Genomic DNA, 24,601 nt, shown 5'->3' with positions numbered 1-24,601 from the left:
GGTGCTGCGTCGATCGGGCACAAGACACCGGGCAACTGGAGGATGATGATCCCCATGAACGTGGTCGCGCGCTTCCTCAAAATCCTGGCCTTTTCGCTGCTGTGCGGGATCGTCGGGCCGATTTTCATCGTGATGTATTACGTGATCGACGAACCTGCGACGAGCTGGATGTTGTACAGCGGTATCGGCATCACCATCGGGATCGTGGTTTTGGCTTTCGTGTTGACGCTGCTCTTCACCAAGAACGAGGAGGCGCGCAAGTTGTTGGAGGCCAACGGCATTCTCGCGCTTGCCGATGTGATGGCCGCCAATGAAACGGGAATGACCGTCAATGATCAGCCGGTGATCAAGCTGACGCTGCAGGTGCACGGGGACGGGATCAGCCCGTTCCGCGCCGAGACGCGGGCCCGGGTATCGGTACTGCAGGTGCCGACCCTCTCGCGCGGAAAGCTGGTCGTACTCGTAGCTCCTGGCACCGAGCAATTTCAGATCGATTGGCAGCGCAGCGCATTGCTCAATGGACAGGTGCCGGCCAAGTTCACCAGCTCGTCCCAGGGGCGTGAGTACGACCTCACCGGGCAGGCGGGCCCGCTCTTCGAGATCATGAAGGTGCTCAAGGCCAACGGCATCGGCAGCGATGGTGTGATCGACATCCGATCGAATCCGGTTGCCCGTCAACAGATCGATGCGATTCTGCGGAAAACCGAGGCGGGCGAGCGATCGATGGGTGCCGAGACGGGTAACGGTGGTTCGGTGGCCGACCGGCTTGCGGAGCTCGATCGGCTCAAGCTGGCATCGCTGATATCCGAGGCCGAGTACGGCGACAAGCGCACGGAGATCCTGCGCGATCTCTAGACCGATTGCGCGGCTTTTTCGATGAGAGCGGTGACCGAGCCTATTTGCGCCCACTGAGCGGGCATTCAATCTGGAACACGTTCTAGAAATGCTGCTAGCCTGGGTTGGACTGCAAAGGAGCAAGTTACATGGCGGATCAGCCCCTGGCCGGAAAAGTGGCCTTTGTAACCGGTGCGGCTCGTGGACAGGGACGGCAGCACGCCGTGCGGCTGGCTCAAGCCGGCGCGGACGTCGTCGCGATCGACGCCTGCGCTCCCGTATCGGAGTACGCCGGATACGAGGCGGCGACACCCGAAGACCTCAAGGAAACCGTCAGGCTCGTCGAGGCGGCCGGGCGCAAGATCATCGCTGAGCAGGCCGATGTCCGAAACGGGGCCGCGCTGCAGAGCGTGGTCGAGGAAGCGGTCGCACAGTTCGGCCACATCGATATCCTGATCGCCAACGCCGGAGTGCTCAGCTGGGGCCGACTATGGGAGATGTCGGACCAGCAGTGGGAAGACATCATCGACACCAACCTCACTGGTACCTGGAAGACCGTGAAAGCCGTTGTGCCCACGATGATCGAGGCCGGAAACGGCGGCTCGATCGTCATCGTGAGTTCGGTGTCCGGACTCAAGGGGACGCCGGGCAACGGCGCCTATGTCGCCTCGAAATTCGGCCTCACCGGTCTCACCAAGTCGTTGACGATCGAACTCGCCGAATACGGCATCCGGGTCAACTCGATCCATCCGTACGGGGTGACCACTCCGATGATCACCGGTGACGCCATGATGAAGATTCTCGCCGAGCATCCCAACTATCTGCCCAGTATTGCGCCAATGCCGTTGTCACCCACCAAGATGCTCGAACCGGATGAGATCTCCGATGTGGTGCTGTGGCTGGCCAGCGACGCGTCGGGCACGCTGGCCGGTGCCCAGGTACCAGTGGACAAGGGACACCTGACGTACTGACGCCTGGGCTAGCCCGGCATCACCACGACAGGGACCGGGCTGTGCCTGACGATCTTCGTCGCACGGGACCCCAGGAAGACGCGGGCCACGGCGCTGTGTGGCCGGCTGCCGAGAACCAACAGCTCGCCATCGTTCCATTCGGCGTTGTCCAGCGCGTCATCCCAGGTATCGCCGGTGACGACCTTCAGCTCCACATCGGCCGTGACGATGCCGGCTTGGCGCAGTTCCGACAATGCTTCCTCGGACTGGGTGACCCAGCTTGCGAGCACCGCATCCTCGGCTTCGGGACCGACGCCGGCGGTGAGCATGGTGCGCCCACGTACCGCGAAGGTGACCACGCGCAGCGGCGCATGTAGGCGCTGGGTCAGCCGAACTGCTTGTTGCACAACGTCGACCGCATCTTCTGTGCCGGGATATCCACACGTGACCCGGCTGACGGTACCGGCCCTCGACCCGCGGTAGCCACGCGGGCTGATGGCCAGCGGGACCGGGGAGGAGTGCAGCAGCCGGTCTCCGGTGGATCCCAGAACCACTTGCCCCAGGCGTCCCTCGGAAGCCGAGCCGACGACTAGCACGTCGGCATCGGATGCTTCGACAGCCTCCAGCAGGCCGCCGGACACCGAGCGGTGCGCCACATTGTGGAAGGTGACATCGATTCCGGCACCGATCTTTTCAAGGTAGGCAGTGGCCTCGGACTTGGAATCGTCGGAAAGCTTCTGTGCCCATTGTGCGTACTCGGCGTCGATCTTGGCCTTGGACAATGTGGTCCACGGCTTCGGTACCACGGTGGTGACAGTGAGCGAGGTTTCCAGTACACGAGCAGATTCGACCGCCAGGTGCAGGGCGCCCTTGCCGCCCTTGCCCGAAAGGTATCCGACGACGACGGTCATACCGGTTCCTTCTCCGATAATTCTGCTGGGTCGCTGGGCAGGTCGTTCAGCGCGCTGTGGTGCCGGCCCCACACCAAATAGAACACCAGCACGATGGCAACCCAGGCGCCGAAGGCAATCCAGGTGATCCAGGGCAGGCTGAACAGGATGTACCCGCAGGCGATGACGGACAGGACAGGAGTCACCGGATAGCCCGGAACACGGAAGGCGCGCGGCAACTCGGGTTCACGCACCCGCAGGATGATGACGCCGATCGATACGACGATGAAGGCGGTAAGTGTTCCGATCGACACCATGTTCGCCAGGCTGTCCAGGGGTACGAAGGCGGCCATGAAGCCCACCACCACGGCGACGATGATCGTGTTGTTCACCGGGGTCAGCGTGCGGGGGTTGACCTGTGCGAAGACCGACGGGAGCAGGCCGTCGCGGCCGATCGCGAAGAGAATGCGTGTCTGGCCGTACATCGAGACCAGGGTGATCGAGAAAATCGAAATCACCGCGCCCGCCGCGAGGAATGTACTGGCAGAGGTGCTTCCGGTGACCTTGTCCAAAATCAGGGCCAGGCCGGCGGACTGCCCCTCGAACTCTTTCCAGGGTTGCGCACCCAGCGCGGCGAGCGCGACGACGAGGTAGAAGGCAGTGACGATGAGCAGGGCTGCGATCAGCGCGCGCGGCATGGTCCGCTGCGGATCCTTCACTTCCTCCCCCGCAGTGGACACCGTATCGAGCCCCACATAGGTGAAGAAGATCGTCCCCGCCGCGGCCCCGATCCCACTGACCCCGAACGGTGCGAAGTCGGAGAAGTTGCCGGCGTGGAATGCGGTGAACGCGATGATCGCGAACACGGAAAGGACGGCGAGTTTAAGCAGCACCATGACGGTGTTGACCAGCGCGGATTCGCTGGTGCCGCGAATGAGCAGGATTGCGCACATGATGATGAGCAGGACCGCGGGAAGATTGAGCCAGGGATGCGGTGCCGCGGGATCGGCGCTGTCCCAAGGCGCGGCGCTGATCGCATGCGGCAGATGCCATCCGAAGAGATTGACCAAGAGCTTGTCAAGGTACTGGCTCCAGCCGACGGCGACCGCCGCGGCCGACACCCCATATTCCAACAGCAGGCAGGCTGCCACTACCATCGCCGCCAGCTCACCCAAGGTTGTGTAGGCGTAGGAGAACGAGGAACCCGATACCGGTACTGCGGAGGCTAGCTCGGCGTAACAGAGTGCGGCTAGTCCGGCGGCGAGGCCGGCGACCAGGAACGAGGCCATCACCGCAGGACCCGCCTTGGGCACTGATTCGGCGAGGATGAAGAAGATACCGGTGCCCACCGTGGCACCGACACCGATCATGGTCAGCTGGAAGGTTCCCATCGACTGCTTGAGGTGCCCTCCGGCGCCGTGGGCGGTGGGAGCACCCGAGGTCGGACGGCGCCGCAGCAGTTGCTGGGCAAGGCTGGGTGACGAAGGTGCCATGTTGCCTCCTGTGGCGGGGCGAAAGCTACCGGAAGCTGGCCAGCGCATCAGCGAACTGGTCTACCGCCCAATCGATTTCGCCCTCGGTGATGACAAGGGGTGGCGCGAACCGGAGCGTCGCACCGTGCGTGTCCTTCACTAAGACGCCAAACTCTGCCATGCGCAGACCGATTTGTCTTCCCGTTGCCAGATTCGGGTCTATGTCGACTCCTGCCCACAGCCCTAGCGAGCGTACCTCGGTGACGCCGTGGCCGATCAGAGCATCTAGGCGGGTGCGTAGGTGCCGCCCCAGAACGGAAGCCCGGCGCTGGAATTCGCCGCGTTCAAGGATTGCCACAACGGTAGATCCGATGGCTGCGCCCAAAGGATTTCCACCGAAGGTGGAGCCGTGCTCGCCGGGATGCAGCACGCCGAGCACATCGGCATCGGCTACTACCGCCGAGACGGGAACCACGCCACCACCGAGTGCCTTGCCCAACAGATAGACGTCGGGAACAACGTTCCAGTGGTCGCAGGCAAACATTCGTCCGGTGCGGGCGAGACCCGCCTGGATTTCGTCGGCGATGAACAGAACATTGTTCTCGGTGCACAGTGCGCGGACGGCGGGCAGGTAGTCGTCCGGCGGGATGACGATGCCGGCCTCGCCCTGAACGGGCTCCAGCAGGACGGCGACGGTGTTGCCGTCGATCGCCCGCTCCAGGGCGGCGGCATCGCCGAATGGCACGATGCGGAATCCGGGAGTGAACGGTCCGAATCCGCCGCGCGCGGTCTCATCGGAGGAGAAGCTCACGATGCTGATGGTTCGACCGTGGAAGTTATTGTGTGCCACCACGATATTGGCCTGATCCACCGGCACGCCCTTGACGTCGGTGCCCCATTTACGGGCCACCTTGATACCGCTCTCGACGGCCTCGGCCCCGGTGTTCATCGGCAGCACCATGCCCTTGCCGCAGAGCCGGGCGAGGTCGCGGCAGAACCTACCGAGGCGATCCGAATGAAACGCCCGGCTCACCAGTGTCACCGTGTCGAGCTGGGCGTGCGAGGTCGCGAGGATTTCGGGATTCCCGTGGCCGAAGTTCACGGCCGAGTAGGCGGCCAGACAGTCCAGGTATCGCTTACCGTCCACATCCTCGATCCACGCGCCCTCGGCCCGGTGGGCGACGACCGGTAGTGGCGCATAGTTGTGCGCGCCGTATTGCTCGGCCAACTCGATGTACTCAGCGCTCTTGTATGAATCGGGCGACATGCCGGGGGCCTCCGTGACGGTCACGAGTGCAGCTCCAGTGTGCAGCATTTGACCGATCCGCCACCCTTGAGGAGTTCGGAAAGATCGATGCCGATCGGTTCGAACCCGGAGTCGCGGAGCTGTTCGGCGAACCCGGTCGCCGCGGCGGGCAGCATGACGTGGCGACCGTCGGAGACCGCGTTCATGCCGAGGACGTAGGCGTCGGTGGAACTGGCGATGATGGCATTGGGGTACATGCACCGCAGTCGCGCTCGGGAGGCCTCGCTGAATGCCGGCGGGTAGTACGCCACTGTCTGTGGATCCAGCACGGCGAGTGCGGTGTCCAGGTGGTAGAACCGTGGATCGACAAGCTCCAGAGTCACCACTGGAATGTCCAGCATTCTGGCGATCTCGGTATGCGATCTGACGTCGGTTCGAAAGCCTGTGCCTGCCAACATGATGTCGCCTGCCAGCAGGAAGTCGCCCTGTCCCTCATTGGTGTAGCGCGAGTGCATGGGGCGCAACCCATGCTGACGCATCCAGGCGGCGTGGGCATCGGATTCCCCGGCGCGTTCGGCGTGGGTGAACCGGGCGACAACGGCGTTGCCACGCAACACGATTCCGCCGTTGGCCGCGTACACCATGTCGGGTAAGCCCGCGACAGGAGGCAAGATGTCCACCCTGTGGCCCAGTCGTTCATAGGTGGCGCGCAACGCATCCCACTGGGCGGTGGCGAGCGTCGCATCCACCGGATTGGAGGTGTCCATCCAGGGATTGATCGCGTATTCGACGGCGTAGTGCGTCGGCGGCACCATCACGTAGTGACGCGTCGTCGGCGTTCTGTCTGGTTGTTGGATCGGGGAATCGGCCGGGTGTCCACCCTGGTGCACAGCGGTCATGTACCGAGCGTAGAAGCGCTGAATCCTGCAATCAATCTTTATCCATTGCGCGGCAGTGTTCGATTCATTGCGTCTAGGCGAGGAATTTGGCAGTCTATTGCAGAATCGCGCGGGATCATTGAAGGAAGGACTCCCATGGCAGAGCTGGACGCCACCGACGAGCGGATCGTGACCCTGTTGATGCGCAACGCCCGGGCGACATTCGCCGAAATAGGGGAGGAGGTCAACCTTTCGGCTCCCGCGGTCAAACGACGGGTTGACCGGCTGGTCGGGACGGGAGTCATCAAGGGCTTCACCACCGTGGTGGACCGCGCGGCTGTCGGCTGGAACACCGAGGCCTATGTCCAGGTCTACTGCCAGGGCACTATCACTCCGGAAGCCTTGCGGCGCGCGTGGATCGATATTCCAGAGGTGGTGAGCGCGGCGACGGTGACCGGAACCTCGGACGCGATGCTCAGGGTCTTGGCACGCGATATCCAGCACCTGGAACGGGCACTGGAACGCATCCGCGCCAGCGGGGATATCGACCGCACCGAGAGCATCGTGGTGCTTTCCAACCTGGTGGACCGGGCGCAGGTGCAGGGGTGATAGGGCTGACATCGCGCGTGTCCAGTCGTGTATGAAGAAACCCATGACCGACGCGGAACGTGGAGTGCTGATCATCGGTGGTGGGCTGGGCGCGGTACGAACCGCCGAACAGTTGCGCCGTGCGGAGTTCACCGGGCCAATCACCATCGTCAGTAGTGAGACCCATCTGCCGTACGACCGGCCGCCGCTCTCCAAGGATGTCCTGCGTGACGCGGAGAAGACGATCGACGCTGTGGTGCTCAAACCGCGAGAGTTTTACGACGAGAAGCAGATTGAGTTGCGTCTCGGCTCCGAGGTCACCGCGCTGGACCCGGTGGCCCGCACGGTCACCCTGAGTGACGGCGGCACCTTGGAGTACGGAGAGGTGATCATCGCGACCGGTTTGGTGCCCCGTCGCATTCCTACTTTCCCAGACTTGGCTGGTGTTCATGTACTGCGCACGGCCGACGACAGCTTCGCGCTGCGTGGCGACGCCGAGAACGCGCGGCGGGCGGTCGTCGTCGGGGCAGGTTTCATCGGCTGCGAGGTGGCGGCCACCCTGCGGGCCAACGGAGTTGAGGTGGTCCTGGTGGAGCCGCAGCCGGCGCCGCTGTTGGCGGCTATCGGCCAGCAGCTCGGGGATCTGGTGGCCCGGCTGCACCGCAACGAGGGTGTGGACGTTCGGGTGGGCGTCGGCGTGGACGCCGTGGAAGGACAGGACCGGGTCCAGTCCGTCACCTTGTCGGATGGGACGCGCCTGGACACCGACCTAGTCGTCCTGGGTATCGGGAGCCGCCCCGCGATCGATTGGCTGGACGGGTCTGGCGTGGCGGTGGACAACGGCGTGGTGTGTGACGCGGTGGGCGCCACCGGTACTCCGCATGTGTGGGCGCTGGGTGATGTCGCCGCCTGGGCGGGCGCCGACGGGCGGCCGAACCGGGTGGAGCACTGGAGCAATGTCGCCGATCAGGTGCGTGCGCTGGTTCCGGCCCTGCTGGGGCAAGAAACGTCTGCCAATACGGTTGCAGTGCCCTATTTTTGGAGTGACCAGTACGACGTCAAGATTCAGTCGCTCGGGCACCTCGGAAGCTCCGACACCGTGCACCTGATCTCCGATGACGGCCGGAAGTTCCTGGCCTATTTGGAACGCGACGGCGTGCTGACCGGGGTCGTGGGCTGCGGCATGGCAGGCCCGGTGATGAAGATGCGGGCCAAGATCGCGGCCGGAACACCGATCGCCGAGGTACTCGCGGGGTCTTAGGGGATTAGCGCAGGGCGCGCAGCCCCACCTCGGCGGCATCGAAGCCCTTGCCGAGCAGCGTGGTGAGCTTCGAGGACTCGTCGGCGAGCCATTGTTCATACGCCGCGAGCGCCACGCCCAGCAGGGTCCAGGCCACGGTCTGCGGCAGCAGCGAGCCGGGATCTGTACCGCTGCGTCGGGCCACGAATTGTGCGATCACATCGCGCCATCCGGTGTACATCAGCATCGAATATGCCTGTAATGCCGGGACTTCCAGGATCATCCGCATCCGCATGCGGTGTCGTGGAGTCTCATCGACCGGAAAGTCGTTGAACGTCAACACGGCTTGACGCAACGCGGTACTGGTGTCCACCGTGTCCGCTGTCTCATCCAAGAGTGCGCGCATCACCCCGAGGTGAGAGTCGAAGTCTCCCCACACGATTGCGTTCTTCGAGCTGTAATACCGAAATACCGTACGCCGGGCGATTCCGGCCGCCGCGGCGATATCGTCGACGCTCACCTCGTCGAAGCCATGCTGCGCGAACAGCGTCATAGCCACCGCGGTGATCTCATCGCGGGTCGTCGAAGGGCGTCGTCCTACGCGCGCCGGCTGCGCGTTCATGCCGAGGAGTCTGCCATTTTCTGACACCCTCTTCCCTTTCTGCACTCGATGCCATTATTATCGTGACCGTCGCCACAGTCCAGACTCACAAGGGAGTGAACAAGATGGCCGAGCCCACCACTGTCGCCGGACAGCACAACGACACCGAATTGGTGCAGGAATCACTGGTTGAAGAGGTGTCGATCGACGGAATGTGCGGCGTCTACTGAGACGCCCCATCGCGATGAGCGCCATGATCGACGAGGCGCCCACCGGTTTCGACTGGACTCGGCCCTGGCAGTTGCATTCCCAGGTATCGCTGCGCCCGGAACCGTTTGGGGCGCTGCTCTATCACTTCGGGACTCGCAAGCTCTCCTTTCTGAAGAACCGCACTCTGCTGCAGATCGTGCAGTCCCTCGCTGAGCACCGCAGTGCCGAGAGCGCCTGGCTGGCCGCCGGTGTCGCCGACGGCCAGGTCAGCGCCTACCAACAGGCCCTGACGGTGCTGGCGGATTCCCAGATGATCGTGACCCGAGAGGACGCCTCATGAGCGCTCCCGCAGTACCCCGCCTCAATGTCGCCGCCGTTGCGGCTCCGAAACTGGTGGATCAGTTCGAGCAGGGGCTGGATGCCCCGATCTGCCTCACCTGGGAACTGACCTACGCCTGCAACTTGTCTTGTGTGCACTGCCTGTCTTCGTCGGGCAAGCGCGACCCGCGCGAGCTGTCCACGCAGCAGTGCAAGGACATCATCGACGAGCTCGAGCGCATGCAGGTGTTCTACGTGAACATCGGCGGCGGGGAACCCACTGTGCGGTCGGACTTTTGGGAGCTTGTCGATTACGCAACCGAGCACCATGTGGGAGTCAAGTTCTCGACCAACGGTGTGCGCATCACCGAAGAGGTTGCAGCCCGGCTAGCGGCGAGCGACTACGTAGACGTTCAGATATCGCTGGATGGCGCGACCGCGGAGGTGAACGATGCGGTGCGTGGCGCGGGCTCGTTCGACATGGCGGTGCGCGCGTTGGAGAACCTGGCGGCAGCCGGATTCAAAGACGCGAAGATCTCAGTGGTGGTCACTCGCCACAACGTGGACCAGCTCGATGAGTTCGCCTCCCTGGCAGCAAGATACGGTGCGACACTGCGGATCACGCGGTTACGTCCGTCGGGTCGCGGCGCCGACGTGTGGGACGAACTGCATCCGACTGCGGCGCAGCAGCGCCAGTTATACGACTGGCTGGTGCGCAACGGCGAGCGGGTGCTCACAGGCGACTCCTTCTTCCACCTCTCGGCCTATGGCGACGGGTCCGGTGGTTTGCCGGGCCTCAACATGTGCGGCGCGGGCCGGGTGGTGTGCCTGATCGACCCGGTGGGTGATGTATATGCCTGCCCGTTCGCGATCCACGATCGGTTCCTTGCTGGCAATGTGTTGTCCGACAATGGATTTGACCAGGTATGGAAGCACTCGCAGTTGTTCAGCGAGCTGCGTGAGCCGCAGTCCGCAGGTGCCTGTGGCAGCTGCGGACACTACGACAGCTGCCGTGGCGGTTGCATGGCTGCCAAGTTCTTCACCGGGCTCCCGATGGACGGGCCCGACCCGGAATGCGTGCAGGGCTACGGCGAGGCGGCCCTTGCTGCCGACCGAGTGGTCCCCAAACCCAGTGGTGACCACTCGCATTCGAAGAGCAAGCGTGGCCCCGCCACGGGTCCGGTCGCGCTGACGCTGACGCGTCGACCGCCCTCGCGCGCATGCGATGAGAACCCTCTTTCCACCCTACGAGCAGGACGGTAGATGGCCCGCAACAAATGGTTCGAGACGGTCGCGATAGCCCAGCAGCGGGCCAAGAAGCGGTTGCCGAAGTCCGTCTACAGCTCGCTGATCTCGGCCAGTGAAAAGGGCCTGACTGTCAGCGACAATGTCGAGGCGTTCGGCGAGCTCGGGTTCGAGCCGCATGTCGTCGGCATCCAGCCGGATCGGGAGCTCTCGACAACCGTTCTAGGGCAAGATATTTCATTGCCGGTCATGATTTCTCCCACCGGGGTGCAGGCCGTCGATCCTGACGGCGAGGTTGCCGTGGCGAGGGCCGCGGCCGCACGCGGCACGGCTATGGGTCTGTCCTCGTTCGCGAGCAAGCCCATCGAGGATGTGGTGGCCGCGAACCCCAAGACCCACTTCCAAATCTATTGGCTGGGTGGCCGCGACGATGTCGCACAGCGCATCCAGCGCGCCAAAGACGCTGGAGCTGTGGGTCTTATCGCCACCCTCGATTGGAGCTTCTCGCACGGGCGTGACTGGGGCAGTCCCGCCATACCCGAGAAAATGGACCTGCGATCGATGATTCGGTTGGCGCCCGAAGTCGTCACCAAGCCCAGCTGGCTGTGGTCGTTCGGCAAGGGAATGAACATCCCGGACCTACGGGTGCCCAACCAGGCGGCCCGCGGCGAGGCCGGCCCACCGTTCTTCGACGCCTATGGGCAGTGGATGGGGACCCCGGCGCCCACCTGGGATGACGTGCGCTGGATGCGCGAGCAGTGGGACGGTCCGTTCATGCTCAAGGGCGTGATGCGCATCGATGACGCCAAACGTGCTGTGGATTGCGGAGTCTCGGCGATTTCGGTGTCGAACCACGGGGGTAACAACCTTGATGGCACCCCCGCGTCCATCCGTGCGTTGCCCGGCATCGCCGACGCCGTCGGACACGATATCGAGGTGCTGCTGGATGGCGGTATCCGTCGGGGCAGCGATGTTGTCAAGGCACTGGCCCTGGGCGCCCGCGCGGTGATGATCGGGCGGGCCTACCTGTGGGGTCTGGCGGCCTCCGGGCAGGCGGGCGTCGAGAACGTTCTGGACATCATGCGCGGCGGCATCGACTCCGCGCTGATGGGGCTCGGAAAGAAGTCTGTGCACGAGCTATCCCCAGATGATCTTTTGATCCCGGAGGGGTTTGCCCGGGGCCTCGGCAGGCACTAGTTCGGCGCACTGCGAATTGAACACGGTGTCCGGCAGAGTGGGTGTGGCGGCAGGGACTGGCGTGAAAATCGGGGCGAAATAGCCCCCTTCGCAAAAGCCGACGGCCAGCAAGGATGCAAAGACCTCCGTTGGGTGCGCCAACTTTGGATGCATTTGACGTGAATTCGGCCTACCATCGGCGGGTGGCTGTTCCGACTGTTTTGAGCACCGCCATCTCCCCGGAGCTCTCAGATGAGGCCATCACTCTGTTCACTCCGCTCGGCTCAACGGAACAGCACGGGCCGCACTTGCCGCTGGATACCGACACCCGGATCGCCGGTGCCGTGGCAACCGGTGCTGCTGCGGAGCTGGCTGCCGATGGCGGTGATGGCCGCACGGCCCTCGCCCCGGCCATCGCGTACGGGGCGAGTGGGGAGCATCAGTCCTTCGCTGGGACCATCTCGATCGGTACCGAGGTGCTCGGCCGGCTCCTGGTGGAGTACGCCAGATCTGCTATTCAGTGGTGCCGGCGCATCGTCATCGTGAACGGTCATGGCGGCAATATCCAGGGGCTGGTCTCGGCGGTTCGGCTGCTGCGTTCGGAGGGCCGCGACGTGGCGTGGTGGGCGTGCGCTGTCGAAGGCGGCGACGCTCATGCCGGGCACGTGGAAACGTCTCTGTTACTACATATCTCGCCGGATGTAGTGCGTCGTGAGGAAGTGCTCGCCGGTAATGTGGCGCCGCTGCACGAGCTGATGGCGCCCATGCGAGCGGGAGGTGTGGCCGCGGTGAGCGCCATCGGCGTACTCGGCGATCCGACCACGGCCAGCAGCCAGGACGGCGCACGGATGCTGGAAACGATGACTCGACAATGCGCCGACGCGGTGCGGCGGTGGACACCTGATGCCGACGGGCGGCTGGTATGACCACGAGCGACGAGCAGGCGCAGCACGCGGCTCCATCGCAGGAGCGGCTACCCGACGGATTCGCGGTTCAGGTGGACCGTCGAGTCCGCGTGCTCGACGAGGGTTCGGCGCTGCTGGGCGGCTCTCCGACCCGGCTGCTGCGGTTGGCTCCGGCGGCGCGGACACTGCTGTCCGGTGGACGGCTCGAGGTCCGTGACGCGACCAGCGCGCAGTTGGCGCGGACGCTACTGGATGCCACCGTGGCGCATCCCCGCCCGGTGGGCGGGCCCGGCTACCGTGACGTGACTGTTGTTATTCCATGTCGAGACAATGGCTTTGGGCTACGCCGCCTGTTGCGGGCGCTGCGTGGCATGCGGGTGATCGTCGTCGACGACGGCTCCACCATCCCGATCGTCGAGAGCGATCTAGAAGGCATGCATTGTCACGTGGAGGTGGTGCGCCACGCCGACAGTCAAGGTCCGGCGGCGGCTCGCAACACCGGTCTGAAGCTCGCGACGACGGACTTCGTTGCGTTCCTCGATTCGGATGTGGTGCCACGGCGCGGTTGGCTCGAGGCGCTGTTGGGGCACTTCAGTGATCCGGCGGTGGCCTTGGTCGCGCCGCGCATCGTGGGATTGGTGTTGAGTGACAACGCTATTGCCCGGTACGAGGCGGTACGTTCCTCGCTGGATCTCGGCCTGCGGGAGGCTCCTGTGGTGCCGTACGGTCCGGTGTCGTACGTCCCGAGTGCGGCGATTGTGGTCCGGCGGTCCGCGATCAACGAGATAGGCGGATTCGACGAAGCGCTGCAGTGCGGTGAGGACGTGGACCTGTGCTGGCGGCTGATCGAGGCGGGCTCGCGGCTTCGGTATGAGCCGGTGTCTCATGTGGCCCACGACCATCGGCTCACTCTCCGAGAATGGTTTGCGCGCAAGGCCTTCTACGGAAAGAGCGCGGCCCCGCTGTCGACCCGTCATCCCGACAAGGTGGCGCCGATGGTCATCTCCCGATGGACACTGCTGGTATGGATCCTCGCGGCGGTGGGGTCGGGAATGGGCTACCTGGCCGCGGTGGGCATGGCCGCATTGGCGGCCGGGAGAGTGGCCCGGACCCTGCGAGGCGTGGATACCCCGCCACGTGACGTAGTTCGGGTGGCCGCTCAAGGAGTGGGCGGCGCCGCGCTGCAGATCGCGTCCGCGCTGTGTCGTCACTATTGGCCGTTGGCGTTGTTCGCGGCCGCGCTGTCGCGGCGCAGCAGGCAGGTACTGGTGGTTGCCGCCATTGTCGACGGCGTCGTGGACTGGATGAAACGCAACGACAGTTCGGCCTCTCCCGATGACCGCATCGGTCTTATCGAGTACGTACTGCTGAAGCGCCTGGACGATATTGCCTACGGGATTGGGCTGTGGTCCGGAATCGTGCGGGAGCGTGATCTCGGTGCGCTCCGACCGGAACTACGGCCCTGAGTAGGCCGATCCACGCCGATGCGCTCATCGTGGGCGCAGGAAGCGCGGGTTCGATTCTGGCAGGCCGCCTTTCTGAAGACCCGTCGTTTCGAGTGGTGCTCGTCGAGGCGGGGCCGGTGTCGTCGGCGGACGAGGCCGGGGTACGGAACGGGTACCGCCTGCCGATTGGGCCCGGCAGTCAGATAGCTACCTACTACTGGGCGACATTGACGTCCACCGGCGATCAGGCCGAACTGGTACGCGGATCCGTGGTGGGGGGCTCGGGGGCTATCAATGGCGGGTACTTCGTGCGGGGCCGGCCGGCGGACTTCGATGGATGGGCGGTATCGGGATGGTCCTGGGCGGAGGTGCGCGATCACTTCCGGGCGATAGAAACCGACCACGATTTTCGCGACGATCCGCTGCACGGATCGCAGGGGCCCATACCTGTTGGCCGTAGGCACGAACAGAGCAGCGCTGGAACAGAATTGATGGACCTTGCCGTCAATCGGGGGTACCCGGTGGTCGCTGATCTCAACGGCTCGGCCGGTGCCGGAGTGGGATTGGTACCGCTCAACATCGACTCCGGCATCAGGGTCGGGCCCGCACGCGCCTACCTGGAGAGCGCGGTGTGGCGTCCCAATCTCGCCGTGTATTCCGGCACCCGAGTGCTGCGAGTGCTGTGCAGCGGCGGAAAGGCAACCGGAGTGCAGGTGGCGGTGGGCAATTCGGTGCGAACCCTCACCGCCGATCGGATCATTCTGAGCGCGGGGGCTATCGAGAGCGCAAAGCTGCTGTTGCTGTCGGGGCTGGGCCCGGCAGATGAACTGCGTGCGGTGGGGGTGCAGCCCGTTGTCGATCTGCCGGGCGTGGGCACGCGGGTGATGGACCACGCCGAATGGGTACTCGATACCGGTGAGCAAGGGCAGCAGGGCCATCCGGTCCTGGACACCGTCTTACATACCGATCACCCGATGTGTCTTGAAATACGGCCCTATACAACAGGATTCGCCGCGATGGCCGGAGTCGTAGCAGATGGGGCGGACGCCCGGCAGATCGGTGTGGCGTTGATGACGCCACAGTGTCGCGGCCGTCTCGAGCTGCGATCGACCGATCCGGCAGCGCCGGTCTACATCGATCTGAGGTACGACAGCGAGACCGCCGATATGGATCGCTTGCGCGACGGGGTGCACCTGGTGTCTGAACTGTATGGGCGCCGCTTTGGCGGCCCGCGATGGTCGACGTCGCAGCACCTGTGTGGCACGGCGCCCTTGGGAAATGACCGCGACAAGCATGCTGTTGTCGACAAGTACTGCCGCGTCAGGGGAATCGACGGGCTGTTTGTCATCGACGGATCGATCCTGCCAACCATTCCGAGTCGCGGCCCCGCGGCCACCATCGCCATGATCGGACACCGGGCCGCGCAGTTTGTTGCGTGGTCGTAACGGAATATGAATCTCGTCGTCTAACCCACGCGTGCAGACCATCGGTCGCACAATTGGACGATGTCAACTTCCGATGATGCCGCCAGCTCGCCCCCGGAAGCATCCCATGATCACGCTGGCGTCCAATCTCATCTTGAGGGCGCGGACTATCTCGCGCGACGGCAGCTGAGGTCGGGCACCGCGGGCTGGGTATTACTGGCAGGCCTGGGAGTCAGCTATGTCATCTCCGGTGACTACGCGGGCTGGAACACCGGCCTGAGCAAGGGTGGGTTCGGTGGTCTGGCCATCGCGGCGGTCATCATCGCCGCGATGTATCTGTCGATGGTGCTGAGCATGGCGGAGATGTCGTCCGCGTTGCCCACGGCCGGCGGGGGCTACACCTTTGCCCGGAGGGCGCTGGGCCCGTGGGGTGGATTCGCCACTGGGACGGCGATTCTCATTGAGTATGCCATCGCTCCGGCCGCCATCGCGACCTTCATCGGAAGCTATGTCGAATCGCTGCACCTGCCCGGCCTCGCCGATGGGTGGTGGATCTACCTGGCGGTTTACGCAGTCTTTATCGGTATCCATCTCAGTGGAGCCGGTGAGGCACTTCGGACGATGTTCATCATCACCGGGGTGGCGCTGGTTGGTCTGGTCATCTTCACGATCGGGGCCGTTGGCCGATTCGACGTGCACAACCTCACCAATATCCCTGTCGACGAAAGTGCGAGGGGTGCATCGGCGTTCCTGCCGTACGGGTACTTGGGCATCTGGGCGGCGGTGCCGTTCGCCATCTGGCTGTTCCTGGCGATCGAAGGTGTTCCGCTCGCGGCAGAGGAGGCTCGTGAACCGGCCAAGAACATCCCGCGTGGAATTCTGATGGCGATGCTGGTGCTCGTCATCACCGGCACGGCCGTGTTGTTACTGGTTCCGGGGGTCGGGGGAGCCCAGGAAATGGGGGAGTCGGGAAACCCTCTGGTGGAAGCGCTGGGTACGGCCACGGTCGCCAAGGTGGTCAACTACATCGGGCTGTCCGGGCTCATCGCCAGTTTCTTCTCGATTGTCTACGCCTACAGCCGGCAGACCTTCGCGTTGTCCCGGGCTGGATATCTGCCGACCGGACTGTCGGTCACCAACGGTCGCAAGGCGCCTGTGCTGGCGCTGATCGTGCCGGGAATCGTCGGGTTCCTGTTGTCGCTCACCGGTGAAGGCGCCATGTTGCTCAACATGGCGGTCTTCGGTGCTGCCCTGAGTTATGTGCTCATGATGGTGAGCCACATCGTGCTGCGCATTCGCGAACCGGAGATGGAGCGGCCGTACCGGACACCCGGTGGCATCGCGACAAGTGGTTTCGCGCTGGTGATCGCCTGTGTTGCTGTCGTGGCAACATTCATTGTCGATACCACCGCGGCGTTCGCCACGTTTGGTGTGTTTGTGCTGTTTATGGCGTACTTTGGGTTGTATAGCCGACACCATTTGGTTGCGAACTCGCCAGACGAGGAGTTCGCGGCGCTTGCCGAAGCCGAGAACGAACTGAAATAGGCACATTATGAGCACTTTTCGTCATATCGCCGGACCGGTGACCTACCAGTTCGGATCGCTCGCGGAAGTTCTCGCCAAGGCCTCACCGCCACGGTCCGGCGACGAGCTCGCGGGCTGCGCTGCGCATTCCGACGCCGAGCGTGCCGCCGCGCGCTGGGTCCTCGCCGAGGTGCCGCTGGCGGCATTCCTGACCGAGGAGATCGTCCCGTATGACACCGACGAGGTGACCCGACTCATCCTGGACAGTCATGATGCGGCGGCCTTTGCCGTCATCTCACATCTGACGGTCGGTGACTTTCGGGACTGGCTGCTGGAGACAATCACCAAACCCCATGGGGCGCAAATCCTCAAGGAAGTCTCCCCGGGGCTTACGCCGGAGATGGTCGCGGCGGTGAGCAAGCTGATGCGCAATCAAGACCTCATCGCGGTCGGTGCCGCGGTGCGTAACCACAGCGCCTTCCGCACCACCATTGGCCTGCCGGGCACCCTGGCGACCCGGCTGCAACCCAATCATCCCACCGACGACGCCCGCGGTATCGCGGCAGCCACGCTCGATGGCCTGCTGCTGGGTTGTGGTGACGCCGTCATCGGCATCAACCCGGCGACGGATTCCCCGCATGCCGCGGGTGACCTGTTGCGCCTGATCGACGACATCCGGCTGAGATTCGACATTCCCACGCAGTCGTGTGTGCTCGCGCATGTCACCACCACGATCGAACTCATCGAACGAAACCTCCCGGTGGACTTGGTGTTCCAGTCGATCGCCGGTACCGAGGGGGCCAACGAGAGTTTTGGGGTCAACTTGGCACTGCTGCGTGAGGCGAATGAAGCCGGGCGCTCCCTGAGCCGCGGCACCGTCGGTAACAACGTCATGTACCTGGAGACGGGCCAGGGATCGGCACTGTCGGCGGGCGCGCATCTAGGGGTTGGCGGTGTCGCGGTGGATCAGCAGACTCTGGAGGCCCGTGCCTACGCGGTCGCGCGTGAGGTGGAGCCGCTCCTGGTCAATACCGTCGTGGGATTCATTGGGCCGGAATATCTTTACGATGGAAAGCAGATCATCAGGGCCGGGCTGGAAGATCATTTCTGCGGCAAGTTATTGGGACTGCCGATGGGAGTGGACGTCTGCTACACCAACCATGCCGAAGCCGACTCCGATGATATGGACGTGCTGCTCACCGTGCTCACCGCCGCGGGCGTCGCTTTTGTGATCGCGGTGCCGGGTGCCGACGATGTCATGCTCGGATATCAGAGCCTATCTTTCCACGACGCGCTGTTCGCGCGCCGGACCTTCGGTCTGCGGCCGGCCCCGGAGTTCAACGACTGGCTTGAACGCATGGGCATGCTGGAACGCGATGGAGGACTGCGTGAAATCGCAGTCAGCGACTCACCCTTGCGTGCGCTGATATGAGTCATATTGCTAATAATGTTGCCGCACAAAATATTTGGGATACCTTGCGTCGGTCCACGCAGTCTCGGATCGGCTTGGGGCGCAGCGGCGATGCGCTGCCCACCACGCGGGTGCTGGAGTTCGGTACCGCGCATGCCGCCGCTCGCGACGCGGTGCACACGCCGTTGGACGCCCAGGCGCTGGCGGGCCGAATAGACGGGCTCGGATTAGGTGCGCCGCTACTGGTGACGAGCCGCGCGACCGATCGGTCCGAATACCTGCGCAGGCCCGATCTCGGGCGTGCGCCCGCCGACGGTGCGCTGGATGTGTTGCCCGGCTCCGGCGGCGACATCGGCATCGTGCTGGCCGACGGGTTGTCGCCGCGCGCACTCGACGACCACGGCGTGCCGCTGCTGCAGGCATTGCACCGGCGGCTTCGTGGGTATGCGATCGCGCCGCTCGTCGTTGCGACACAGGCTCGGGTGGCCCTGGGCGACCACATCGGAGCCGCCCTCGGGGTCGATACCGTGCTTGTCCTGATCGGAGAACGTCCGGGTCTGTCGGTCGCGGATAGTGTCGGGATATATCTCACGCACAATCCCGTCGTCGGATGTACTGATGCCCAACGTAATTGCGTGTCCAACATCCACCCTCCCGAAGGCCTCGGCTACGACCAGGCCGCGCAGGTCGTCGCTGCTCTGGTGGCGGGCGCCCGTCAGATCGGCCGGTCCGGCGTCGACCTCAAGGACATGACCGGCGCGGGCAATCAGATCGAGGGCGCCGGGCCCGCCCTGCCCACCTAACGGGACGACCTGCGGGGGCCAACCAGGTGGTTGGTTACCATCGGAAAATGGCCTTCGACCCTCGCACGCCGGTCCTCGTCGGTACCGGGCAGGTCAACCAGCGGACAGACGCGGACACTCCGTTCTCGGAGATCCCCGAACCCATCGATCTCATGGAGCAGGCGGCGCGCCTGGCGGCCGGTGACGCGGGAGCGACCGAGCTGCTCGGCGCGATCGACACGATATCGGTGGCGAACATCTTCTCGTGGAGGTACCGCGACCCCGGAGTGCTGCTTGGTGAGCGCCTGGGCGCGGTGCCCAAGCGCACCTTTTACACGGGCCCCAGCGGCAACTCGCCGCAGTTGTTGGTCAATCACGCGGCCGCCGACATCCTGGCCGGGGATGCTGACGTGGTGCTCATCGGTGGCGCGGAGATGTGGCGTTCACGCAACAAGATGATGGCCACCGGCGTACAGCCCACCTGGACCATCCAGGATGAGTCCGTAGCCGAGGCAACAGTTCTCGGTGGCCGCATGGATCAAGTCGGTGGCGCGGAAACCGCCATCGGCCTCATCTCGCCGGGCCACGTCTACCCGCTCTTCGAGGAGGCGATACGGATCGCCGGGGGTGTGTCCATCGCCGACCACCGCGCCGCGATGTCGCAACTGTGGCAGCGGTTCAACGCGGTAGCGGTCACCAATGGCCATGCCTGGTCCAACGACGCGTACACCGCCGAGGAGATCGCCACCCCCGGCCCCGACAATCGATGGATCAGTTCTCCGTATACCAAGCTGATGAATTCGAACAATATGGTCGAGCAGGGCGCAGTGGTGTTGTTGACCTCCGTGGAGACTGCGCTGCGGCTAGGAATCTCCAAGGACCGCTGGATATTTCCGCTCGCCGGTGCGCAGGCCAACGACACCTTCGCCCTCAGTGAACGCCATGAATTGCACCGGTCGCCGGCCATCCGGCTGGCGGGCAGACGCGCATTCGAGATCGCCGGACTGGGCACCGACGATGTCGAGCTGGTCGACATCTACTCGTGCTTCCCGTCGGCGGTGCAGGTCGCCGCCGCAGAACTAGGGCTGGCACTCGATGACCCGGCGCGGCCGCTGACAGTCACCGGTGGTCTCACCTTCGCCGGTGGGCCCTGGTGCAACTACGTCACCCACTCCATCGCCACCATGGCGGAGCGGCTGCGCGAGCGTCCGGGGGCGAAGGGCCTGATCACCGCCAACGGTGGATATCTCACCAAGCACGCCTTCGGAATCTACGGAACCGAGCCGCCTGCATCCGGATTCGCATATGAGGATGTACAGGCCGACGTCGATCAAGAACCCCGGACCGAGGCCGCCGACGGCTATACCGGTACGGCAGCCGTGGAGGCATGGACCGTCAACTACGGACGGGACGGATCGCCGTTCCAGACGTTCGTCAGTGTGCGCACGCCGACAGGAGCGCGCACCTTTGCCAAGATCGATGACCGAGACGCCTCCGCGCACATCGCGGATACCGATATCGCTGGCGCCTCAATCGAAGTGGCGGCGGACGGATCCGCGCGCCTCAACTGATAGGCCGCTATCGCAAGGTGTAGCGGATCGGTAGGTGCTTGATGCCACCGACGAAGATGGTGGACGTCCGCTCGATGTTTCCGTCGACCTCGATGGACTCCAGGCGAGGCAACAGCGCCGAGAAGAAGCTGTTGACCTCCATCCGGGCCAGCGCCGCTCCCAAGCAGAAATGCACACCGAAGCCGAATGCCAAGTGCTTGTTGGGGTCTCGGGCGATATCGAAGGTGAACGGGTCGGTGAAGATGTCCTCGTCGCGGTTACCCGACGGATAGGACAGCAGCACCGATTCTCCCTCGGTGATGGGCACGCCGCGAATCTCGGTGTCGGCGGTCGCCGTTCGCATGAACTCCTTGACCGGTGTCACCCAACGGATCATCTCGTCGACCGCCAACGGCATGAGGCCGGGGTTCTCGCGGAGCCGGGCCAGCTGATCGGGATGCTCCAGCAGAGCTTCGAGTCCTCCGGCGATGGTGGCGCTGGTGGTGTCATGCCCCGCGGTGGCGATGATCGTGTAGTACGACGCGGTGTCCACGTCGCTCAACAGCTCCCCGTCGACCCGTGCGTTGGCGATGGTGGAGGCCAAGTCGTCCGTGGGGTGCTGGCGCCGTGATGCGGTGAGCCCACTGAAGTATCCGAAGAAGTCCAGCAGCGCCATCAGCTGTTCCTCCGGGGTGGTACCACGCTGGAATTCGGAGTCGTCACCGCCGAAGAGCTCTTGGGTGAGTTTGAGCATTCGGTCGAAGTCCGACTCGGGGATGCCGAGCAGCGACATGATGACGTAGAGGGGGAAATGCACCGCGATGTCCTGCGCGAAATCGCAGCTGCCGCCGGCCTCCAGGAGCTTGTTGACGTATCTGTTCGCAAGCTCGTCGGTGCGCAGCTTCATGTCGCGCATGGCTTTCGGCCGGAACCAGTCGGCGCCGATGGCGCGCAGTACGCGGTGCTTGGGGTCATCGATATGCACGAGCGTCTTGAGCTCGATCCCCATGGCCGCCTGTTTGTCCAGTTCGGCCTCCTGCTCGAGATTCATCAGCAGCGGGCGCGGTTCATTGATCCAGAGCGCGTTGTCACGCTCGACGGCCATGATGTCGTCGTGCTTGGTGACCGCCCAGAACGGTCGATAGTCGTCGGTAATCACCTTCGTGACGGGTTGTTCGCGCCGTAGCAGCGTCATCGCGGCATGCAAGCGGAGTTCGTCGGCGTAGGCGGCGGGGTCGGCCAGTACGCGGCCGGCCTCTTCGATTTCTGACAGTGCGGTGGCCATAGCCGGAGTGTGCGCGCGTCACACCATAGATTTGTCTACAACGGCCGAATTCGGCCGCCGGTGCGTGCCTAAGCGGGGGTCACCCAGGTGGTGATCTCGGCCTTGACCACTTCCTTGCCGTCGCGATCGGTGATGCTGATCGGCACGACGACGTCGGTGCCCTCGGTGATCGACGCGAAATCGATGCCCTCCAGCGTGGCGATCGCACGCAGCGAAGTGGTGGCCTTGCCCAGGTACTGGACGTTCATCGCCTTGGGAATCCAACGGTGCGAGGACGGGGTGGTGGCCTCCATCAACATGCCCATGGCGACCTCGGCCAGGTTGCACGCGGCGATCGCGTGGAAGGTCTTGATGTGGTTGTAGACGAAGTACCACTTGGGGGCGGTCACCTCGCAATAGCCCGGCTCCATCCGGTGCACATGCGGCACCACCGAGGCGAAGTAGGGGACACGGGCCATCATGGCGGCGGAGAACAGGGCGGAACCGCCGGGCTTGTTCTGCAGACGCTGCCAGATCTTGTAGGTCGGAGATGCGCTCACGGTGCGTACCTTACTCGAAAGTAAGATCAGCGCGAATACTGCCGCGAACTCGCCCGGGCTACGGCCAGAGCTGCGTGCGCTCCCAGCCGTCTCCAACCCACTGATAACTGAGACGCTGGTGCTTGCGATCGGGGGAGCCTTGCCAAAACTCGATCTGCGCCGGCCGCAGGGCATACGAGACCCACTCGTCCGGCACCAGTTCGGGGTCGTCGGCCAACTTCCGGTGGGCCTTCTCGATCTCCGCGTCGATTTCCGCCGGATCCACCAGCGGCTGGCTCTGGCGCAGTGTCAACGCCATCGCCCGCGATCCGACGGGTCTGCCGAGGAAGTCGGCGGCGCTTACCTGGTCGCCGTCGTCCACCACCGCGCCCACCACTCGCACCTGTCGCACTACCTCGGGCCAATGGAAGGTCAGCGCGGCGGCGGGGTTAGCGGACAGATCGCGCCCCTTCTGACTCACCGAGCTCGCCGCGAAATGCCAGCCATCCTGGTCGATGGCTTTGAGGATCAGCACCCGTGCACGCGGCATCCCCGCGTTGTCGACGGTCGAAATGGTCATCGCGTGCGGTTCCTGCACCCCGGCCTGCGCGGCCTGCTCGATCCATTCGATGAACAAGCGAAGCGGTTCGGCGGGGGCGGAGGCGATGTCAAAGGGCGGTGCGTTGCCGGACAGAACGGGCAGTGCCCGTAGAAAAGAACGCCCTCCGTCGGCATCGAGCCAGCGCACCGCACAACCTCCTCATGTGGATCGTGTATTACCGTTCCACATGCTCCCGGAACCGCAGGTCACCGGGTTCCTCTCGCCACCCCGAGGGGGCTACCGCGGGGATTTGGCCGCAGCCGCTGGATAAGGCATACTGTTCGGGTTGCCGTGAACCGGTTGCAGTGCCTTGGGGTGTCCCCTTGACGCGCTGCGGACGGGGACGGCGAACCACCAGCGCCCTTGCGGGCGCGTCGGCCCAGTCCATGCGACGAGAATTTTCGCCGCGGACGACTGCGCGTGAGGGCGACACGCCCGACCGCGGGGGTCGGTGAACTACGACAGGTAAACAGCGGCGGTATCGGGTTGCGCGCTTCGGCGTGCTCCGGACCAGTGACAGTAGAGGTAGGAAGCGTGGCGGGACAGAAGATCCGCATCAGGCTCAAGGCCTACGACCATGAGGCGATTGACGCTTCGGCGCGCAAGATTGTAGAGACGGTGACCCGTACCGGCGCGAGTGTCGTTGGACCTGTGCCGCTGCCGACGGAAAAGAACGTGTACTGCGTTATCCGGTCGCCGCACAAGTACAAGGACTCGCGCGAGCACTTCGAGATGCGTACCCACAAGCGGCTCATCGACATCCTCGACCCGACGCCGAAGACGGTTGACGCGCTCATGCGCATCGACCTGCCGGCCAGCGTCGACGTGAACATCCAGTAGGAGAACCAGAAACCATGGCAAGAAAAGGAATTCTGGGCACCAAGCTGGGTATGACGCAGGTGTTCGACGACAACAACCGGGTTGTCCCGGTAACCGTCGTCAAGGCCGGCCCCAATGTGGTGACCCGCATCCGGACCACCGAGCAGGACGGCTACAGCGCCGTGCAGCTCGCGTATGGCGAGATCAGCCCCCGCAAGGTGACCAAGCCGGTCACCGGTCAGTTCGCCGCCGCGGGCATCAACCCGCGCCGTCACCTGGCCGAGCTGCGGCTGGACGATGAGGCTGCCGCTGCCGAGTACGAGGTCGGCCAGGAGCTGACTGCCGAGATCTTCAGTGACGGCGCCTACGTCGACGTCACCGGGACCTCGAAGGGTAAGGGCTTCGCCGGAACCATGAAGCGTCACGGCTTCCGCGGCCAGGGCGCCAGCCACGGTGCGCAGGCCGTGCACCGTCGTCCCGGTTCGATCGGTGGCTGCGCCACCCCGGGCCGTGTCTTCAAGGGCACCCGGATGTCCGGACGTATGGGTAGCGATCGCGTCACCACTCAGAACCTGGTGGTGCACAAGGTCGATGCCGAGAACGGCGTACTGCTGATCAAGGGTGCCATCCCCGGACGTAAGGGTGGCTTGGTTGTGGTCCGCACCGCTGTCAAGCGAGGTGAGAAGTAG

At 64.3% G+C, this 24,601-nt stretch carries 25 protein-coding genes; 17 read left to right on the top strand and 8 right to left on the bottom strand.

The features are described 5' to 3' along the window. Positions 1-54 precede the first annotated feature (54 nt). Both MAB_RS19480 and MAB_RS19475 read left to right on the top strand, forming a co-directional pair. Complete coding sequence (locus tag MAB_RS19480) at positions 55-855, top strand: membrane protein (protein WP_005112059.1); 801 nt, start codon at positions 55-57, stop codon at positions 853-855. A 128-nt stretch (positions 856-983) separates the two neighbouring features. Then, positions 984-1,805 (top strand): mycofactocin-coupled SDR family oxidoreductase, encoded by an 822-nt coding sequence (locus tag MAB_RS19475; RefSeq protein ID WP_005080449.1) that lies wholly within the window; start codon positions 984-986, stop codon positions 1,803-1,805. A gap of 8 nt (positions 1,806-1,813) precedes the next feature. Here MAB_RS19475 and MAB_RS19470 read toward each other — a convergent pair whose 3' ends face one another. Genes MAB_RS19470 through ddaH form a run of 4 tightly spaced genes read right to left on the bottom strand, consistent with a single transcriptional unit; the run spans position 1,814 to position 6,291 of the window. After that, on the bottom strand, positions 1,814-2,695 hold the full coding sequence (locus tag MAB_RS19470) for a universal stress protein (protein WP_005055603.1): 882 nt from the start codon (positions 2,693-2,695) through the stop codon (positions 1,814-1,816). Continuing rightward, a complete protein-coding gene (locus MAB_RS19465) occupies positions 2,692-4,167 on the bottom strand; it encodes an APC family permease (RefSeq protein WP_005080450.1) in 1,476 nt (491 codons plus the stop codon). The genes MAB_RS19470 and MAB_RS19465 overlap by 4 nt, the downstream gene beginning before the upstream one ends. Positions 4,168-4,192: 25 nt before the next feature. Continuing rightward, entirely contained in the window at positions 4,193-5,413 is a 1,221-nt protein-coding gene (gene rocD / locus MAB_RS19460; protein ID WP_005112056.1) for an ornithine--oxo-acid transaminase, read from the bottom strand. 20 nt (positions 5,414-5,433) lie between these two features. After that, positions 5,434-6,291 (bottom strand): dimethylargininase, encoded by an 858-nt coding sequence (gene ddaH, locus MAB_RS19455; protein ID WP_005089035.1) that lies wholly within the window; start codon positions 6,289-6,291, stop codon positions 5,434-5,436. Positions 6,292-6,426: 135 nt separating this feature from the next. Between ddaH and MAB_RS19450 the strand changes: the two genes are divergently transcribed. Continuing rightward, a complete protein-coding gene (locus MAB_RS19450; RefSeq protein WP_005055607.1) occupies positions 6,427-6,879 on the top strand; it encodes an Rv2324 family transcriptional regulator in 453 nt (150 codons plus the stop codon). A gap of 64 nt (positions 6,880-6,943) precedes the next feature. Further along, complete coding sequence (locus tag MAB_RS19445; protein WP_005094533.1) at positions 6,944-8,119, top strand: NAD(P)/FAD-dependent oxidoreductase; 1,176 nt, start codon at positions 6,944-6,946, stop codon at positions 8,117-8,119. 4 nt (positions 8,120-8,123) lie between these two features. Here MAB_RS19445 and mftR read toward each other — a convergent pair whose 3' ends face one another. Next, positions 8,124-8,720, bottom strand: a complete 597-nt coding sequence (mftR, locus tag MAB_RS19440; RefSeq protein WP_005112053.1) for a mycofactocin system transcriptional regulator — start codon at positions 8,718-8,720, stop codon at positions 8,124-8,126. A gap of 104 nt (positions 8,721-8,824) precedes the next feature. On the opposite strand from mftR, the gene mftA reads away from it, so the two are divergent. The 11 genes from mftA to MAB_RS19385 all read left to right on the top strand — a co-directional run bounded on the left by mftA (position 8,825) and on the right by MAB_RS19385 (position 20,710). Then, positions 8,825-8,929 (top strand): mycofactocin precursor MftA, encoded by a 105-nt coding sequence (gene mftA / locus MAB_RS19435; RefSeq protein WP_100226026.1) that lies wholly within the window; start codon positions 8,825-8,827, stop codon positions 8,927-8,929. A 14-nt stretch (positions 8,930-8,943) separates the two neighbouring features. Continuing rightward, positions 8,944-9,249, top strand: a complete 306-nt coding sequence (gene mftB / locus MAB_RS19430; RefSeq protein ID WP_005077617.1) for a mycofactocin biosynthesis chaperone MftB — start codon at positions 8,944-8,946, stop codon at positions 9,247-9,249. Then, complete coding sequence (mftC, locus tag MAB_RS19425) at positions 9,246-10,490, top strand: mycofactocin radical SAM maturase (protein WP_005112050.1); 1,245 nt, start codon at positions 9,246-9,248, stop codon at positions 10,488-10,490. Before mftB ends, mftC begins: the two co-directional genes overlap by 4 nt. Next, positions 10,491-11,669, top strand: a complete 1,179-nt coding sequence (mftD, locus tag MAB_RS19420) for a pre-mycofactocin synthase MftD (RefSeq protein WP_005112048.1) — start codon at positions 10,491-10,493, stop codon at positions 11,667-11,669. 158 nt (positions 11,670-11,827) lie between these two features. Further along, a complete protein-coding gene (mftE, locus tag MAB_RS19415; protein WP_005112045.1) occupies positions 11,828-12,574 on the top strand; it encodes a mycofactocin biosynthesis peptidyl-dipeptidase MftE in 747 nt (248 codons plus the stop codon). Further along, a complete protein-coding gene (gene mftF, locus MAB_RS19410; protein ID WP_005112043.1) occupies positions 12,571-14,019 on the top strand; it encodes a mycofactocin biosynthesis glycosyltransferase MftF in 1,449 nt (482 codons plus the stop codon). Before mftE ends, mftF begins: the two co-directional genes overlap by 4 nt. A gap of 8 nt (positions 14,020-14,027) precedes the next feature. Further along, the gene (gene mftG, locus MAB_RS19405; RefSeq protein WP_423251348.1) at positions 14,028-15,443 is read left to right on the top strand and encodes a mycofactocin dehydrogenase MftG; all 1,416 of its coding nucleotides are present in this window, start codon (positions 14,028-14,030) and stop codon (positions 15,441-15,443) included. Between the two features lie 60 nt (positions 15,444-15,503). Beyond that, on the top strand, positions 15,504-16,967 hold the full coding sequence (gene eat / locus MAB_RS19400) for an ethanolamine permease (protein ID WP_005112038.1): 1,464 nt from the start codon (positions 15,504-15,506) through the stop codon (positions 16,965-16,967). A gap of 7 nt (positions 16,968-16,974) precedes the next feature. Beyond that, on the top strand, positions 16,975-18,378 hold the full coding sequence (locus MAB_RS19395) for an ethanolamine ammonia-lyase subunit EutB (protein ID WP_005112037.1): 1,404 nt from the start codon (positions 16,975-16,977) through the stop codon (positions 18,376-18,378). Continuing rightward, positions 18,375-19,160 carry an ethanolamine ammonia-lyase subunit EutC gene (gene eutC / locus MAB_RS19390; RefSeq protein ID WP_005114622.1) on the top strand — a complete coding sequence of 262 codons (786 nt, stop codon included), beginning with the start codon at positions 18,375-18,377 and terminating at the stop codon, positions 19,158-19,160. Before MAB_RS19395 ends, eutC begins: the two co-directional genes overlap by 4 nt. A gap of 47 nt (positions 19,161-19,207) precedes the next feature. After that, on the top strand, positions 19,208-20,710 hold the full coding sequence (locus tag MAB_RS19385) for an acetyl-CoA acetyltransferase (protein WP_005112031.1): 1,503 nt from the start codon (positions 19,208-19,210) through the stop codon (positions 20,708-20,710). Positions 20,711-20,717: 7 nt separating this feature from the next. On the opposite strand, the gene MAB_RS19380 is transcribed toward MAB_RS19385, so the two are convergent. The 3 genes from MAB_RS19380 to MAB_RS19370 form a co-directional block, all read right to left on the bottom strand. Beyond that, positions 20,718-21,974, bottom strand: coding sequence for a cytochrome P450 (locus MAB_RS19380; protein ID WP_005080481.1), 1,257 nt, complete (start codon positions 21,972-21,974; stop codon positions 20,718-20,720). Positions 21,975-22,042: 68 nt separating this feature from the next. Then, positions 22,043-22,513, bottom strand: a complete 471-nt coding sequence (locus tag MAB_RS19375) for a hotdog fold domain-containing protein (RefSeq protein WP_005055627.1) — start codon at positions 22,511-22,513, stop codon at positions 22,043-22,045. 58 nt (positions 22,514-22,571) lie between these two features. Further along, on the bottom strand, positions 22,572-23,240 hold the full coding sequence (locus tag MAB_RS19370; protein WP_005112028.1) for a pyridoxine/pyridoxamine 5'-phosphate oxidase: 669 nt from the start codon (positions 23,238-23,240) through the stop codon (positions 22,572-22,574). A 387-nt stretch (positions 23,241-23,627) separates the two neighbouring features. Between MAB_RS19370 and rpsJ the strand changes: the two genes are divergently transcribed. Both rpsJ and rplC read left to right on the top strand, forming a co-directional pair. After that, positions 23,628-23,933, top strand: coding sequence for a 30S ribosomal protein S10 (rpsJ, locus tag MAB_RS19365; RefSeq protein ID WP_003883485.1), 306 nt, complete (start codon positions 23,628-23,630; stop codon positions 23,931-23,933). A gap of 14 nt (positions 23,934-23,947) precedes the next feature. Continuing rightward, positions 23,948-24,601: a 50S ribosomal protein L3 gene (gene rplC, locus MAB_RS19360; protein WP_005055632.1), complete on the top strand. Its 654-nt coding sequence runs from the start codon at positions 23,948-23,950 to the stop codon at positions 24,599-24,601.

Source organism: Mycobacteroides abscessus ATCC 19977, assembly GCF_000069185.1.
GTDB classification, from domain to species: Bacteria; Actinomycetota; Actinomycetes; order Mycobacteriales; family Mycobacteriaceae; genus Mycobacterium; species Mycobacterium abscessus.
This window is presented reverse-complemented; position numbering and strand designations above follow the sequence as displayed.